At 64.6% G+C, this 14,314-nt stretch carries 16 protein-coding genes; 5 read left to right on the plus strand and 11 right to left on the minus strand.

Annotated features, from left to right (window positions below):
* Positions 1-38: 38 nt before the first annotated feature.
* From XcodCFBP4690_RS02735 to XcodCFBP4690_RS02745, 3 genes are all read left to right on the plus strand, one after another.
* Complete coding sequence (locus tag XcodCFBP4690_RS02735; RefSeq protein ID WP_104539538.1) at positions 39-1,208, plus strand: polyketide cyclase; 1,170 nt, start codon at positions 39-41, stop codon at positions 1,206-1,208.
* Positions 1,209-1,306: 98 nt separating this feature from the next.
* The gene (locus XcodCFBP4690_RS02740) at positions 1,307-1,678 is read left to right on the plus strand and encodes a DUF423 domain-containing protein (protein WP_104539539.1); all 372 of its coding nucleotides are present in this window, start codon (positions 1,307-1,309) and stop codon (positions 1,676-1,678) included.
* Position 1,679: 1 nt separating this feature from the next.
* Positions 1,680-2,354: a DNA-3-methyladenine glycosylase family protein gene (locus XcodCFBP4690_RS02745; protein WP_104539540.1), complete on the plus strand. Its 675-nt coding sequence runs from the start codon at positions 1,680-1,682 to the stop codon at positions 2,352-2,354.
* Between the two features lie 34 nt (positions 2,355-2,388).
* Here the strand turns inward: XcodCFBP4690_RS02745 and XcodCFBP4690_RS02750 are convergent, their stop codons facing one another.
* From XcodCFBP4690_RS02750 to XcodCFBP4690_RS02765, 4 genes are all read right to left on the minus strand, one after another.
* Positions 2,389-3,186 (minus strand): M15 family metallopeptidase, encoded by a 798-nt coding sequence (locus tag XcodCFBP4690_RS02750; protein WP_104539541.1) that lies wholly within the window; start codon positions 3,184-3,186, stop codon positions 2,389-2,391.
* A gap of 302 nt (positions 3,187-3,488) precedes the next feature.
* On the minus strand, positions 3,489-3,668 hold the full coding sequence (locus tag XcodCFBP4690_RS02755; protein ID WP_029219408.1) for a type II toxin-antitoxin system antitoxin: 180 nt from the start codon (positions 3,666-3,668) through the stop codon (positions 3,489-3,491).
* The gene (locus XcodCFBP4690_RS02760) at positions 3,665-3,949 is read right to left on the minus strand and encodes a hypothetical protein (protein WP_104539542.1); all 285 of its coding nucleotides are present in this window, start codon (positions 3,947-3,949) and stop codon (positions 3,665-3,667) included. Before XcodCFBP4690_RS02760 ends, XcodCFBP4690_RS02755 begins: the two co-directional genes overlap by 4 nt.
* A gap of 9 nt (positions 3,950-3,958) precedes the next feature.
* A complete protein-coding gene (locus XcodCFBP4690_RS02765) occupies positions 3,959-4,825 on the minus strand; it encodes an SPFH domain-containing protein (RefSeq protein WP_104539543.1) in 867 nt (288 codons plus the stop codon).
* A 126-nt stretch (positions 4,826-4,951) separates the two neighbouring features.
* On the opposite strand from XcodCFBP4690_RS02765, the gene purT reads away from it, so the two are divergent.
* Positions 4,952-6,154: a formate-dependent phosphoribosylglycinamide formyltransferase gene (purT, locus tag XcodCFBP4690_RS02770; protein WP_104539544.1), complete on the plus strand. Its 1,203-nt coding sequence runs from the start codon at positions 4,952-4,954 to the stop codon at positions 6,152-6,154.
* A gap of 127 nt (positions 6,155-6,281) precedes the next feature.
* Here purT and XcodCFBP4690_RS22990 read toward each other — a convergent pair whose 3' ends face one another.
* From XcodCFBP4690_RS22990 to XcodCFBP4690_RS02790, 4 genes are all read right to left on the minus strand, one after another.
* Entirely contained in the window at positions 6,282-7,217 is a 936-nt protein-coding gene (locus XcodCFBP4690_RS22990; RefSeq protein WP_244183565.1) for an XVIPCD domain-containing protein, read from the minus strand.
* 140 nt (positions 7,218-7,357) lie between these two features.
* Positions 7,358-7,972 carry a hypothetical protein gene (locus XcodCFBP4690_RS02780; protein WP_208622677.1) on the minus strand — a complete coding sequence of 205 codons (615 nt, stop codon included), beginning with the start codon at positions 7,970-7,972 and terminating at the stop codon, positions 7,358-7,360.
* Positions 7,973-8,234: 262 nt separating this feature from the next.
* Positions 8,235-9,563 (minus strand): endonuclease/exonuclease/phosphatase family protein, encoded by a 1,329-nt coding sequence (locus XcodCFBP4690_RS02785; RefSeq protein ID WP_104539545.1) that lies wholly within the window; start codon positions 9,561-9,563, stop codon positions 8,235-8,237.
* Entirely contained in the window at positions 9,517-10,431 is a 915-nt protein-coding gene (locus tag XcodCFBP4690_RS02790; protein ID WP_146091817.1) for an arginyltransferase, read from the minus strand. The genes XcodCFBP4690_RS02785 and XcodCFBP4690_RS02790 overlap by 47 nt, the downstream gene beginning before the upstream one ends.
* Before the next feature lie 40 nt (positions 10,432-10,471).
* Here XcodCFBP4690_RS02790 and XcodCFBP4690_RS02795 point away from each other — a divergent pair, with 40 nt between their 5' ends.
* Complete coding sequence (locus XcodCFBP4690_RS02795; RefSeq protein ID WP_104539693.1) at positions 10,472-11,062, plus strand: EF-hand domain-containing protein; 591 nt, start codon at positions 10,472-10,474, stop codon at positions 11,060-11,062.
* A gap of 235 nt (positions 11,063-11,297) precedes the next feature.
* Here XcodCFBP4690_RS02795 and XcodCFBP4690_RS02800 read toward each other — a convergent pair whose 3' ends face one another.
* From XcodCFBP4690_RS02800 to tesB, 3 genes are all read right to left on the minus strand, one after another.
* The gene (locus XcodCFBP4690_RS02800; protein ID WP_104539546.1) at positions 11,298-12,491 is read right to left on the minus strand and encodes an RNA polymerase sigma factor; all 1,194 of its coding nucleotides are present in this window, start codon (positions 12,489-12,491) and stop codon (positions 11,298-11,300) included.
* Positions 12,492-12,610: 119 nt separating this feature from the next.
* Positions 12,611-13,123 carry a putative signal transducing protein gene (locus tag XcodCFBP4690_RS02805; protein WP_104539547.1) on the minus strand — a complete coding sequence of 171 codons (513 nt, stop codon included), beginning with the start codon at positions 13,121-13,123 and terminating at the stop codon, positions 12,611-12,613.
* 223 nt (positions 13,124-13,346) lie between these two features.
* Entirely contained in the window at positions 13,347-14,252 is a 906-nt protein-coding gene (gene tesB, locus XcodCFBP4690_RS02810; RefSeq protein ID WP_104539548.1) for an acyl-CoA thioesterase II, read from the minus strand.
* Positions 14,253-14,314 lie beyond the last annotated feature (62 nt).

Here is a 14,314-nt window from a genome sequence, read left to right on the forward strand (position 1 = left end):
TCAACCCGGCCGTGGGATCGGCCCCGGAGACCTCCTGAATGACCCGTATTATCGAGTTCCTGATCGCCTTGGGGATCGTGGCTGGCTTGTTTGTCGTGGTGGGCCTGGTGTTGCCCTCGGAACGGCAGATGTCCGAGAGTGTTGAGACCAACCGCCGAATGACGATCGTTTACGACACTGTGAACAGCTTCCGTCGTTTCAAGGATTGGAACCCGCTTGTGCTGCGCGACCCGAAGATCCAGCTGAAGCTGGCCGGCCCGGAAGAGGGCAAGGGTGCACGTGTCGAGTACAGCTCCACCGAAGGCTACATCGGCAACGGCAGCTGGGAAATCACCAACACCGTCAAGAACGAGCGTGTCGAGATCGCGATCGAAGATCCCACCAAGGGCTACGACAAGGTCACCAACTTCACCCTGGCACCGACTGGCAAGAACAACAGGAACGTCAAGATCACGCAGGACTACAGCGTCAAGTACGGCTGGAACCTGTTCGGTCGCTATGCCGGCCTGTATGTCAGCCGCCACGTTGGCGACGACCTGAAGCTGGGTCTGTCGCGTCTGGCCACCGCACTGGCCACCGTGCCGAACTTCGACTACCGCGCGCAGCTGGATGGCAAGCCGGTGTTGAGCGATCTCAAGATCGTCGACGTGCCGGCCGAAGACCTGCTGGTCGTCACCGCGGGCAACATCGACCGCGATAACGAGACCATCAAGAAGTCGATCAAGGACAACCAGGAGTGGATAAAGCGCGTGATGGACGCCAATGGTCTGGAAGCTGCTGGCCCGGTCCGTATCGTCACCACCGACTTCGCCACCGACAAGTACGCCTTCGACGTCGTGCAGCCGGTCCGCAAGCGTGCCGGTGGCGCGCCGAAGACCGACACCGCCAAGACCGACGCCAAGAAGGATGACGCGGCAGCCGCTGCTCCGGTCGATGCGACTCCGGTCGCTGCCACTGGCGAAGAGCTGAAGCTCAACATCCCGTCCGAGGCACCGGTGAAGTACCAGCGCACTCCGGCGCACCGTTCGGCGTTTGCCACCTATGCGGGTCACATGGCGGGCCTGGATGCGGTACGCAACTCGCTGCGCGCCTGGGCCGCCACCAGCGGCATGGATGTGACCGAGCGTCCGTACGAAGCCTGGAAGGGCGGCGTGGACAAGTCGTTCACCCAGGACGGTACCTACGATGTCTACTGGGCCATCAAGTAATCGTCTTACCGCGATGACCTGATCCAGACCAAAGCGCGCCGCAGTCCTGCGGCGCGCTTTTTTTTTGGCGCTACGGCGCTGCCGGGGAAGTTGCCTGCATGTCCTTGCTCGACCGTCGTAAGAAACACCCCTCGCTGCTGGCGTTCTGCGGCGGCCTGCTGGCCGCCGTGGCCGTCGGGTTGTCGGCTTACGCCTCGCATGGCGTGGCCGATGCGCTGGTGCAGTCGCGGCTGCAGGTGGCGTCGCTGTATGCGTTCGGCCATGGCGCGGTACTGACCGTGCTGGGCGCTGCCGAAACGCGCGTGCTCGGGCGGGTTGGCTTGTACCTGCTGCTGCTCGGCACGCTGCTGTTCGCCGGCAGCCTGGTCGGCGGCGCATTGCTGCACTGGCCGACCGGCCTGGCACCGGTGGGCGGGGTCAGCCTGATGCTGGGCTGGGTGATGCTGGCCATTGGCGCGTTGAGACGTTGAAATGCCGCGGCATGCGCGTGGGTTCGATGTGGAGGCCGCCTTTGCGCATCTGGTCCGGCGCGATCGCGCGCTGGGAGCGTGGATGAAGCGCATCGGCCCCATCGCCCCGCAGCCGGGCTGGCGCAAACCGTTCGACCCGGTGGATGCGTTGGCGCGCGCGATCCTGTTCCAGCAGCTCAGCGGCAAGGCCGCATCCACCATCGTGGCACGGGTGGAAGTGGCCATCGGCGCGAGCCGGTTGCATGCCGGCACGCTGGCGCGCGTGGACGATGCCGCGTTGCGCGCCTGCGGTGTGTCCGGCAACAAGGCGTTGGCGCTCCGCGACCTGGCGCAGCGCGAACTGGCCGGTGAGATTCCTTCGCTGCGCAGCATGGCCTTCATGCCCGACGAAGCCATTGTGCAGACGCTGGTACCGATCCGCGGCATCGGCCGCTGGACGGTGGAAATGATGCTGATGTTCCGCCTGGGCCGCCCGGACCTGCTGCCCATCGACGACCTGGGCGTGCGCAGGGGTGCCCAGCGCGTGGACAGGCATGAACAGATGCCTGCCCCCAAGGCATTGGCCGAACGCGGCGAACGCTGGGGCCCGTACCGCAGCTACGCCGCGTTTTATCTCTGGAAGATCGCCGACTTCAGCGTCGCGGCCAAGGTGCCGACACCGCGTTCGCAGGAGTGATCAGGCATGGAGCGCGACGCGAGCTCCGCATGCCTCACACCGCGTGCCAGCGCCAATGCCACGGCTCGTAGACGATGCCATGCGGGTTGTGGCGCGGGTAGCTCAGGCGATAGCCAAAATCCGGAGCATATCGGCTCAGCCACGCAAACGCTGCGGTAGCCTCGAACGACTCTTCGGCCGGCAGTTCGCCGGGGGTGCCGATATCCAGCGCGTCGCCGCTGTGGTGCTCGCTGAAACCGGGGGCTGCGTTGACTGCCAGAATCTGCTGCAACGATAGTCCGCGCGCGAACTTTCGCTCGAAGATGCCCAACTGGTAGTCGTGGCTGCGATAGCCGGAGATGGCGTCCAGCACGATGTCCGCGCGCAGTGCTGCCGCACGCATCAGGCGCCACGCACGCGCCGCGCCGTCGCTCAACCACAATGGCCGCCCGAAGCGGTCGTGTCCGGCGAACTGCAGCGTGGCCGGCTCCGCGATCAGGGACAGGCCGGTCTGTCGCACGTAGTCGTCCGCGGCCAGCCCCAGCTGCGCCAGGCGTCGCTGCAGTCCATCGATCGCCAGCGCTGCGCCGCTGGACCGCACGGGGCCCGTCGCGGCAGCCTGCAGCCGGTCCAGCGCTTCGTCCAGACCGGGCTCGCGCGGTAGGTGCGGAATCAACGGCATGATCCCCCATGGCAACTGCGCGGCCAGATAACGTCCGTCGCGCTTGCGCCGCAGCAGCCAGTCGGCCTGCGCCAGTACGCGGGCGTCGGCGTTGCTGCGCGCGTACATTAGCGCGGCAGGCAGCAGTTCGATGGCGGTGGTGTTGAGCAGCAGGGTCAGGGTCGGGCGCATCGCGACAGGGTAGGGCGAACGGTGATGCGCGGCCAGACGTTGCGGACCCGGCGGGCATTTCCGACCGGCGAGCTGCCGGTCGCGCGTGGTGGCGACGATGCCGACAAGGCGCGCGCGATTCCGATCGCCGGAGTCATGGCGATGGGCCCCGGTTGTGGGCAGGGCGGTGCATCGCGCGGGTAAAGGCGCCGCTTCGACGCCCGGCCTGTCCCGATCCGGTGGCCGAGACGGCGGCCGGCGTGCCGATAGTCAGGGCCATGGTCAGGGTTGCCGCTCCCGCACGCCGATGGACCGATGAACGCTCACGCATCGCGTTCCGGTTCGTCGCGCGGTTTCGGTAGCCGGCCGGCCTTGCGCAGCGCATCGCGCAGCACGTATTCGATCTGCGCGTTGAGGCTGCGCAGTTCGTCGTCGGCCCAGCGTTGCGCGGCGGCCAGGACATCGGCGTTGATGCGCAGCGGATAGGCCTTCTTTTCGCTCATTCGCCGCTCCCGCGGCTGCCGTGGCGGCGCAGGTGCATGACCATCGACACGATCAGCGTGTTGACGCCGATGAGCATGCCGATCACCACCGCATAGATGCCGGCGCGGTTGTCGCCCGCCCAGTACAGGCACGCAGCCCCGACCAGGATCACCAGGCTGATCAATGCCCAGCGCAGGCCCAGTCCGCGCGCGCGGTCGTCGTCGTTCGCCCCGATCGAGGCGGCGATCGCCAACGCGGGCAATCCGGAAAGCGCAACCACCAGCGGCACCATCACATTCATTGCATCACCTCAATACAGCGAGCCGGCGTTGACCACCGGCTGGGTCCCGCGATCAGAACACAGCACCGTGAGCAGGTTGCTGACCATATGCGCCTTGCGCTCTTCGTCCAGCTGCACCACGCCGTTCTTCTGCAGCTCGGCCAGCGCCATTTCGACCATGCCCACCGCGCCGGCCACGATGCGCGTGCGCGCGGCGATCACGGCATTCGCCTGTTGTCGCTGCAGCATGGCCTGGGCGATTTCCGGTGCATAGGCCAGATGGCTGATGCGTGCTTCGATCACGTCCACGCCCGCCTGGGTCAGGCGTTCGTCCAGGTGCCGCTTGAGCTGTTCGCTGATTTCGGCCGGGTGGCTGCGCAGGGAGATCTGGCCCTCTTCGTGCTGGTCGTACGGGTAGCTGGTGGCCATTGCGCGCAATGCCGCTTCGGACTGGATGTGCACGAAGCTTTCGTAGTCGTCCACGTTGTATACCGCCTCGGAGGCGTCCAGCACCTGCCACACGATCACCGCGGCGATCTCGATCGGGCTGCCATCCAGCTCGTTGACCTTGAGCCGTCCGCTTTCGAAATTGCGCACGCGCTGACTGACCCGGCGCTTGGAGTAGAAGGGGCTGTTCCAGCGCATTCCCTGGTCCTTGACCGTGCCGACGTACTTGCCGAACAGGCTCAGAACCGCCGCCTGGTTCGGCTCCAGCGTGTACAGGCCGGCCAGGACGAACACATTGCCGGCAGCGACCAGAATGGCCGGCAGCATGGCCAGTGGCGGCAGAGATCCCGCGACGGCGGCGATCAGCACCGTGGCAGCCAGCAGCAGCACGACGACACTGGTAGCGATCACTGGAATGCCGGGAAAAGAACCGAGCGACTTCTCTTTCATGGCTGGGGCGTCCTTGTGGTCTGGATGAAAGATATCAAATTGATATCAAGTTTTAACCAGGTTTCCGACCGACGGTCGGGGCATCGGCCCGCTAAAATGGCCGCCCCTCGATCTGGATAACGCCCCATGACCACCCTCGGCACTCCGCTGTCGCCTTCCGCCACCCGCGTGCTGCTGTTGGGCTCGGGCGAACTGGGCAAGGAAGTGGCGATCGAGCTGCAGCGCTTCGGCGTGGAGGTGATCGCTGCCGACCGCTATGCGGACGCGCCGGCGATGCAGGTGGCGCATCGCTCGCACGTGCTGGACATGCTCGACCCCGCGGCGCTGCGCGCGCTGATCGCCAGCGAGCGGCCGCAGCTGATCGTGCCGGAGATCGAGGCCATCCACACCGAGACCCTGGTGGCGCTGGAACGCGAACAGGGCCAGAAGGTGATTCCCACCGCGCGCGCCGCACGCCTGACCATGGACCGCGAAGGCATCCGCCGGCTGGCTGCCGAGACGCTGGGTCTGCCGACCTCGCCGTACCGCTTCGTCGACACCGCCGCGCAATACCGCGAGGCGATCGCCGCCGTTGGCCTGCCCTGCGTGGTCAAGCCGGTGATGTCCTCCTCCGGCAAGGGCCAGAGCACGCTGCGCAGCGAGGCCGATATCGATGCGGCGTGGGAGTACGCGCAGACCGGTGGGCGCGCCGGTGCCGGCCGCTGCATCGTCGAAGGCTTCATCGATTTCGATTACGAGATCACTCTGCTCACCGTGCGGCATGCCGGCGGCACCTCGTACTGCGACCCCATCGGCCACTGGCAGCAGGACGGCGATTACCGCGAGAGCTGGCAGCCGCAGCCGATGTCGGAAGCCGCATTGCGTCGCTCGCAACAGATCGCAAAAGCCATCACCGACGACCTCGGCGGCTGGGGCCTGTTCGGCGTGGAGCTGTTCGTCAAAGGCGACGAAGTGTGGTTCAGCGAAGTGTCGCCGCGCCCGCACGACACCGGGCTGGTCACGCTGGTCTCCCAGGACCTGAGCGAGTTCGCATTGCATGCCCGCGCCATTCTTGGCCTGCCGGTCGGTGCGGAGGATGGCGGGGTGATCCGCCAGAGCGGCCCGTCGGCCTCCTGCGCGCTGTTGGCGCATGGCAACGGCGTGCCGGTGTTCGACAACGTGGCCGATGCACTGCGCGACCCGGACACCGCACTGCGTTTGTTCGGCAAGCCACGGGTGGATGGTCACCGCCGCGTCGGCGTGACGCTTGCCCGTGCCCGCAGCATCGATGACGCACGCGAGAAGGCGCGCGTGGCCGCTGCGGCATTAAAGATTCAACTGATCGCCTGAGTTTTCGGCCAACTTGCAGTGGTGCAGTGGCAGGATCGCTGTACCGTGTATTTTTGGTTGCAGGCTCTGAAAAGTCAGGCGCCGGCTAGACGATAGTGGAACGAACTCGCGGCGCGTTTTGCCCCCGTCAGCTCATGACACGAGCTGATGGTGCTTGCGTTTGCTCCTGTTGCAGGTTTCGTTGCTGCTCTGCCTGCATGCGTTCTGCCGCAGCCTGAGTCCAGGCCTGACTACTCTGCTCAAGCGGTGTGTTGAGTGCGGCGACAATCTCGACGTGGGTGCGCAACTGGTCGTGCAATCCAGAAGAATTGGGATTGTTCTGCACCGCGAATGCGCGCGACGCGTCGTTGCTCAGACGAACCTCATCGATCCGTTCCATTCCCATCCTGCAGGATTGCACTGCGAGGCACCCGGCCAAATTGTCGCTACGCACGTCCGTTGCCCGTCCATGTTCGCGATCCAGCGTGTGTACGTGATCCCGTGCCTGTGCAAACAGAGGGTGTCCCGGATGCGTGGGATCTCTCAGTGATGGCATATGCTGCTCATCGCTGAGAATATGTTGCGGCAACGACCTTTGCGCTGGAAGCGGGTTGCGGATTTCCTTATTCAACGGGCTGTCAGGAAAAGGAGCTTCAATGCTTTCCACGCCATGGATGTTGCGTAGAGGGCGGTAGGCGTCTTTTCCTGATCCTTCTATTGGCAAAGGAATGTGGACGTCCGGAAGCAACTGCCCGGCTCCAGCAGGGCCAAGCAAACCGTTTACATCGATGCTCTTGTTCCTATGGAGTCTGGCATGATTGAGTGCGGCCCAAGTGAAATCGACACAGTTGTTGCGTACGTCTTTGTATTCCTTGTCAAAGCCTAGTTTTTCCGGTTCTTGGCCGAACTGTTGTAGCTTATCGTATTGTTCATTGCTTATTTCCATCGTTCTGGAATAGGCCGGTTTGTGATACTCATCCGCATCAGAGTTGTAGATTCTACCGGGGCCATTGATCTGTCCGTGAGTGGTCGGGGCAAATCCATAGCTTGTTGCGTGCTTACCATCGCTGGTCACGAAAAACATGTGGCCGGGACCGGACGTGACAGGTGCACCATCTTTTTTTTCTGCTGACCGTCGTCGTATAAGGGAGTGCTGGGAGCTGCTATAACGACCGTCACTGTATAGTGCTGCTTCTCCATAACGAACTCTCCGTCAGATTTACATTATTTAGAGGATGTTAGTTTTTTCTGTATGGTGATTTCTGCGTCAGGAATATTCAGGGTCGGATTGCCTGCTGCTGATGAAATATCGACACGGTACCGGCCATAGCTCTTCAAGTGGAGGTTGCAGACGATCCAGTTACTCGAATCGGAATCGTGTGCCCCGGAATCGATATATTTGATGTCGTCGTTTCCTGCGCGCCAGCCAAAAAATTTTGCCTTGCTAGGCTCTTTTCTCAGCCAGGCTTGGAAGTTGTCCTCTGTAAATATTTTATTGCAATTCCCTGCCTCCCATTTACAAGCGTTTACTTTGAGGGCATATCTTACCGATGAATCGCTGTTGTTTAGTGTTGTGACTGGGTCGATGGGTCCTTTACGACTTAGATTTAATCCGACAATATAAGATTGAGTAAGATTCACATTCTTCGGTGTTGCTTCAAATTCGAAGCGAACATGGGCGTCGGTCGCATCCACCGGAAATGGCCGGCTGAGCAGAAGCTCTTCTTTTTCAGAAGACGGTGGCTTGCTTGCACTGCAAGCGCTCGCCAGGCAGGCGAGTGCGAACGGCAGAAAAAAAGTAACAAAGAAACAGCGCGCATGGTGGAAATACAGTCTCATTCAACTTCCTTGCTACCTGTCTGCGAGGAAGTGTAAGCCTGTCTACTGAATCCGGACCACCCAAATTCAACGGGCCGCCCCGGGGGGGCTTGTCGATCACTGCCCCAGGTACTTCCGGAAGTCATCTGCTCCCCTCGACACGGCGTTAGGACCCGGGGGGTGGTTAAATCTTCCCTTTTTTGCGTATAGCCTTGGTGTTATACGCCGCCGTCGACGCCATACCCAGAGCATGCCATTCCAAGGCCTCGGTACGATTGCTTAGCTACCAAGCCACATCCACCCACACCGCGTGATGGTCGCTGCCATCGGCGATTGCCGCTTCCGGGTCGCTGCTGGCGGGCCAGAAGATGCCGCTGCCAGCCAGGGTGAACTGGCGCGACGGCAGCACGTAGTCCAGACGCATGGTGCCGGCCTGCGGGCCGAAGTCGCCGGTGACCTGGTGCGGGTCGCCGGTATGCGCGACGCCGTGCGCGGCGTATTCGGCGGTCTTTTCTGGGCCGCCGGCGCTGCGTGGGGTGGGGTACTGGAGAACGCGCGGGTGATCGATCAGCGCACGGATCGCCTCATGGCGGCCGGCGCCATCGATCGGGTCGTTGTTCAGATCGCCCAGGATGACGAAGCGCGCATCGGTGGGCAGGCCGCCGCAGGCTCCCTTGTCGTCGCACAGCCAGCGCCGGCTGTCGGCCGCGTTGTCCAGGTACGCACGCCACAGTGCGAGCTCATCGTGGTTGCGCGCGGCGTTGCGTTTTTCCGCGCCATCGAACACAGGTGGGGTGGGGTGCGACACCAGTGCGTGCACCACGCCCAGCGGCGTGCGTACCGGCACGTCCCAGTGCGACTTGGACGACAGCCGCAGCTGCGCCCAGACCGCGTCGCTATAAAACGGGGCCCGCGTGGTCGGATCGATCGGACGCAGTGCGCCCGGCAGCGTGCTCCACTTCAGCAGCTGAAAACTGCGCACGGCCTGCGCATCGATCGGATACCGCGACAGGACCAGCATGCCGTACTGGCCTGGATGCAGGCCAAAGCCCCAGGCATCGTTGCCGCGGTTGCGGCCATTGCCGCCGACACTGCCGCTGTTGTCCAGATCCAGCCCGCTCGGAACACCAGTGTTGACCGGCGCCAGATACCGATACGGATAACGCAGCGGCTCGCCGCCCCCCGGCTGTGCCACCTGCAGGTAGCGCTGCTGGAACAGATCGGCGGCGCGGTGGTCCGGATCGAAATCGAATTCGTTGAGCAGCACCAGATCCGGGCGCACGCGCTGCAGCACTGCGGCGATCTTGCGCGCATGTGCGCTCTCGCCCTGCAGTTCGGCGATCAGGCCGCCCGCTTCGTCGGAATACAGCGAGGTGTTGTAGGTGGCGATGCGCAGTGGCGCTGCAATAGGCTTGGCAGGCGAGGGGTCGGATGCGGTGGTGGTGGATGGCATGCGATGGGTGCAGGCGGCGCACAGCGCGGTGAGCGCGAGCAGCAGGAGAGGTTTGATCATCGCGGAATTCTCGCATGGCCGATGCGACAGGCCGATGTCGCCGTTTGGCAGCTCACGGGGCTGGCGTGCTGGCGGGCAGGCCTCGCCAGTGGCGGCCATCGTAGGCCTCCAGTGCATTGAAGCGGCGCTTGTAGTTCATCTTGGCGTGGCCATCGATCCAGTAGCCCAGATAGACATGCGCGCGTCGCTCGCGCTGTGCCCACTGGATCTGCTGCAGGATCGCGAACGTCCCCAGGCTGCGTGCAGTCGCCTCGGGCGCATAGAACGTGTACACGGCCGACAAGGCATGTTCGGTGACATCGGTGACCGCCACGGCAAGCAAGTCCCCCTGGCCGTGCGCGACAGGTGCCTGGCGGATTTCCAGAAAGCGCCCGTGCGACCAGCCGCCGATCAGGAACTGGTCGAACTCGGTAGCGCCATGCTCGTCCATGCCGCCGCCGGGATGCCGGTGCTTGAGATAGCGCCGGTACAGCGCAAGTTGTTCGTCGGTACGTTCGGCGGCGACCACGCGCACCACCAGGTCCTGGTTGCGCGCCAGGCAACGGCGTTGGCTGCGATCGGGATGGAACGCGTCCACCGCGATGCGCACCGGCACGCAGGCGCGGCAGCGTTCGCAATGCGGGCGGTAGACCAGGTCGCCGGAGCGGCGGAATCCCCATGCCAGGGCCTGCGGGTAGATCGTTCCCAGGCGCGGATCGTGTGGGTCCAGCACCAGGTCGCGCGCCTGGCGGTCCGACCAGTAGCCACAGGGATGCTCGCCGGTCTGGAAGAGGCGCAGGTCGTCGTGGGTGTCGGCGTGGATGGCCATGCGCGCAGGATAGCGCCTGCGCGTCGCAACAGCGGCGACTGTCCGCCGGATGAATGCGGCCCGTGCGCGCGTCAACGTATGCGCCGGCGGCTCGTTGATGTGGATGTTGGTGGCAGCGCACGGTGGATCCGGATGCGCCACCCACGCGATGCGGCCCATGCAGGTGCCGCGTGTGGTTCCCACAGATCAGGAGTTTCCCATGACGTCCCGCAAACCCTTTCTTGCCCTGGCCATGCTGGCCGCGCTGTCGACCGGCGCAGTCGTCGCCGCCACCCCGCCGGCATCCGGCGATTCGCCGCGTCCTGCCAAGCTCGACAGCAATGGCGATGGCGTGATCGACCGCAGCGAAGCGGCCGCCAACCCGAAGCTGGCTGCGCAGTTCGACACGCTGGACGCCAACAAGGACGGCAAGCTCTCGCGTGATGAGCGTCCGCGCCATCGTGGCCCGGGCCGCGAAGGTCGCGGTGAGTGGCTGGCCAAGTTCGACACCAATAAGGACGGGCGCATCAGCCGCGAGGAGGCCAAGGCCGATCCGAAATTCGCTGCACGCTTCGAGCAGATGGACGTCAACAAGGATGGCTTCATCGACCGTGCCGACCGTGAGCTGCGCATGCAGCAGCATCGCGATGCGTGGTTTGCCAAGGCCGATACCGACAAGGACGGCAAGCTGAGCAAGGCCGAGTTCGATGCGGCCTCGAAGCTGCGCGGCGAGCACGGCCCGCGTGGTCCGGGCGAGCATGGCGATCACGGCAAGCATCCGATGCCGCCCAGGCCCGCTGCCGCCAACTGAGCGCGTAGCGCGCATCAATGTGAATGATGCAGCGGCCGGCGCGTGACGCGTGTCGGTCGCTGCAGGCAACAGCAACAGCAATACGCAACAGCAACAGCAATACGCGATACGCAACAGCAACAGCAATACGCAACAAGGCGTCGATCGACCAACGGCCTCCTGCGCGAGCAGGGGGCCGTTCTCGTTGCCTGCAGTGGGCTGTCATTGGCGGTGTAGCGGTGACGCCACGCCGGCCTCAAAGCATTCCCAGCTGCATGTAGTGACGCACGATCGGCAGCATGACTGCCGCCACGCTCGCCAGCATTGCACCCGGACTGAACATGCAGCGGTACAGCAGCGGTGCCTGTGTGGCGCCGCGTCTGCGCGCATCGCGTTCCAGCATGGGGCGCATGACACGTGGCAGTACCCGGATGGATTGATAGCTGAGCACCGCCATGCCGGTGCAGAGCACCAGCAGCGATGGCCACGCACCGGCATCCAGCTTTTTAAGCAGGAGCGTGCCGCCGACCACCAGCACCGACGTCAGCGTGGTCATGCGCATGAAGCGGCCAATGGCGGCTGCCTCAAGGTCAGTCTGTGCAAAGCGCAGCAGGTACCAGCACGACCAGTACGTGCCGAATCCGGCAACCAGCACGGCGCCGGTTGCGAACAGTGCCGGCATGCCGAGCCAGATGCTGAGCGCGCCAGCGGACCCACCCCCGCCGAGCACCGAGCCAGTCACTGCGCTCATGCCCAGCTTGCCCGCGCCACCGAGACCGCCCAGCGCGATCGCCGCGCTTGCGGTGCATGGTGCCGCAAGCAGGGTTGCCGAGGTCACTGCGGTGGCGAAGGCAACGCCTGGTGCGCTACCACGTGCGAATTCGCCGAACCGTTTCAACAGTTCATTGCGCACGCTGGCACGTGCGCGCGACAGCCGCTTGCGCACCGCCGCGTCGCTCAGGCCCAGCAGCGACGCAACCTGTTGCGAGCTCTGGCCTTCGCGGTAATACAGCAGCAGCGTCTCGCGGCTTTCTTCCGGTAGCGCGGAAATCATGTCGAATGCGGCGATCTCTTCCTCGGCCTGCAACAGATGGTCGGCGGGCGAGGGTGCCGGATCGGCGGCCATGGCGATCGCCAGGTCGGCCGCTTCGCCGCTGAGCGCGCGGTGGCGATTCGCACGCAGCCAGTCACGCGCCAGGTTGCGGGTGATCTGGCGCAGCCACGGCAGGAAGCTGGCGGGCTGATGCAGTTGCGCCAGCCGCTGCCAGGCGCGCAGGAAGGCTTCCTGGGCGATGTCCTCGCTGGCGGCGATATCGCGCGTGATGGCCAGTGCGATGGCGGTTACCGTGTTCTGGCAGGCGCTGACGATGCGGCCATAGGCCTGCTGGCAGCCGGCTGCAGCGCTGGGCAGTTCGCGTTGCAACATCAGATCCAGTGTGTCGGCAGTCATCGGCGCACTCCATGTCCTGTTGCCAGCATGACGCATGCCGGCAATGGATGTGACCGAACCGACGACGCCGGGGCCCGGCGCACCGTCGGCTGGTTACGTTGCCCTCTCGCCGGCCGCGCTCAGCGCGCCGGCTGGATCCGCACGCGCACTTCGTCGTCTTCTGCTGCCGGTTGGGCGGCGTCATGCGCCGGCGGCTGTTGCGATGCCGGCTGCGCCGCTGGTGCCAATTGTGTCGGTGCACTGCGATGACGCAGCACCACCACCATCGCCACGGCGCCGATTACCAACAGCAGGACCAGGCGGATCCGCCAGGCCCAACTGCGCGCGCTGGCACTGGAGCCGTTCTCGCCGTCGCGGAAGGTGTACTCCACGTTCGGCAGGTCGCGGCGGGTGGTGTCGAGCAGGCGCGCGTCGCGCAGCAGATCGCGCGCACGCGGCTGGTCGTTGGCATGCACGATCCACACGGTGGGCTGCGCCTGCGCGTTGCTTTGCTCCAGATAGCTGAACTGGCCGCCGCGCTTGCTCTGGTAGGAGCGGCCATTGCTGATGCGGATTTCGATTCCCGCATCGCGCAACAGATTGGCGACGCCCTCGGCGGTTTCGATACGTTGACTGCTGAAGATCTTGCGCATGGTGGGAAAACGCCGTTGGGTCCGGATCAGATGGCACCGCTGAGGTGCCGGTTCAAGATGAAGCAGTCGGGTGCGGCTGCCGTCAGCTGCTCGCATCGCATGGCAGGGGAGCATGCCAGTTTGCAGCCTCTGCGGCGTGCGTGGCGGTGGACTGCGGCGCACACGACCGGGGCGCTGTGCCCTGGGAGCACCGACAAGCGCACCCTGGCCACGCCGCTGCGCGCTACTCCTTGGCCGGCACTGCGCTCGCGCTGCCGTCGGGTACCACACGGATCAGGCCTTCCTGGGTGGTGCTGGCAACCAATACGCCGTCGCGGGTGAAGAACTGCCCGCGTGCCAGTCCACGCGAGCCTTGCGCGGTGGGGCTGTCCAGCGAGTACAGCAGCCAGTCGTCGGTGCGGAACGGGCGATGGAACCACAGCGCATGATCCAGCGAGGCCATCTGCACGTTCGGCGTGTAATAACTGATGCCGTGCGGAAACGTCGAGGTGCCCAGTAATTGGAAGTCCGAGGCATAGGCCAGCAGTGCCTGGTGCAGGCCGACGTCGTCGCCGATGGGGTCGGTCAGGCGCAGCCACATCTGCTGGAAGGGAGGGCGCTTGGGCGGCTTGAGTTCGTCGCGCGGAAACACATGACGAAACTCGAACGGCCCGCCGCGCGAGAGCCAGCGTTGCACTTTGGCCGGCAGGCTCGCCAACACCTCCGGTGCCAGTGGGGCGGCCGGTTCGATGTCTTCCGGCGGCGGCACCACCGGCATTACCGATTGATGTTCGGCGCCGTCTTCGCGCTCCTGGAACGAGGCCGCGCAGAAGAAGATCACCTTGCCGTGCTGGATCGCAGTGACGCGCCGTACCGAAAAGCTGCCGCCATCACGGGTGCGATCGACGTCGTAGACGATGGGGTGATCGATATTGCCGGCACGCAGGAAATAGGCATGCAGCGAATGCGCCTGGCGGCCGTTTTCCACCGTGGCCTGCGCTGCCGACAGCGCCTGACCCAACACCTGGCCGCCGAACACGTACTTGGTGCCGATGTCGCGGCTCTGGCCGCGGAACAGGTTGTCTTCCAGGCGCTCCAGCGACAGCAGGCTGATCAGTTCGGAGACCACGGGTTCGGCATTGGCGGACAAGAGGCTGGCCTGGGCGTGCGAAGGATGGCGATTATACCGGGCCGCCCGAGGGGCACCGTGCC

The sequence above is a fragment of the Xanthomonas codiaei genome, from assembly GCF_002939785.1.
Lineage (GTDB): Bacteria > Pseudomonadota > Gammaproteobacteria > Xanthomonadales > Xanthomonadaceae > Xanthomonas > Xanthomonas codiaei.

Bases quoted from the DNA above. Each gene is read 5' to 3' on its own strand.
- purT (WP_104539544.1), top strand. From the start codon at position 4,952: ATGACCACCCTCGGCACTCCGCTGTCGCCTTCCGCCACCCGCGTGCTG.
- XcodCFBP4690_RS02740 (WP_104539539.1), top strand. From the start codon at position 1,307: ATGTCCTTGCTCGACCGTCGTAAGAAACACCCCTCGCTGCTGGCGTTC.
- XcodCFBP4690_RS02805 (WP_104539547.1), bottom strand. From the start codon at position 13,123: ATGCGCAAGATCTTCAGCAGTCAACGTATCGAAACCGCCGAGGGCGTC.
- XcodCFBP4690_RS02800 (WP_104539546.1), bottom strand. From the start codon at position 12,491: ATGACTGCCGACACACTGGATCTGATGTTGCAACGCGAACTGCCCAGC.
- XcodCFBP4690_RS02795 (WP_104539693.1), top strand. From the start codon at position 10,472: ATGACGTCCCGCAAACCCTTTCTTGCCCTGGCCATGCTGGCCGCGCTG.
- XcodCFBP4690_RS02790 (WP_146091817.1), bottom strand. From the start codon at position 10,431: ATGGGCCGCATCGCGTGGGTGGCGCATCCGGATCCACCGTGCGCTGCC.
- XcodCFBP4690_RS02745 (WP_104539540.1), top strand. From the start codon at position 1,680: ATGCCGCGGCATGCGCGTGGGTTCGATGTGGAGGCCGCCTTTGCGCAT.
- XcodCFBP4690_RS22990 (WP_244183565.1), bottom strand. From the start codon at position 7,217: ATGTTTTTCGTGACCAGCGATGGTAAGCACGCAACAAGCTATGGATTT.
- XcodCFBP4690_RS02750 (WP_104539541.1), bottom strand. From the start codon at position 3,186: ATGCGCCCGACCCTGACCCTGCTGCTCAACACCACCGCCATCGAACTG.
- XcodCFBP4690_RS02735 (WP_104539538.1), top strand. From the start codon at position 39: ATGACCCGTATTATCGAGTTCCTGATCGCCTTGGGGATCGTGGCTGGC.
- XcodCFBP4690_RS02765 (WP_104539543.1), bottom strand. From the start codon at position 4,825: ATGAAAGAGAAGTCGCTCGGTTCTTTTCCCGGCATTCCAGTGATCGCT.
- XcodCFBP4690_RS02755 (WP_029219408.1), bottom strand. From the start codon at position 3,668: ATGAGCGAAAAGAAGGCCTATCCGCTGCGCATCAACGCCGATGTCCTG.
- XcodCFBP4690_RS02760 (WP_104539542.1), bottom strand. From the start codon at position 3,949: ATGAATGTGATGGTGCCGCTGGTGGTTGCGCTTTCCGGATTGCCCGCG.
- XcodCFBP4690_RS02785 (WP_104539545.1), bottom strand. From the start codon at position 9,563: ATGGCCGCCACTGGCGAGGCCTGCCCGCCAGCACGCCAGCCCCGTGAG.
- XcodCFBP4690_RS02780 (WP_208622677.1), bottom strand. From the start codon at position 7,972: ATGAGACTGTATTTCCACCATGCGCGCTGTTTCTTTGTTACTTTTTTT.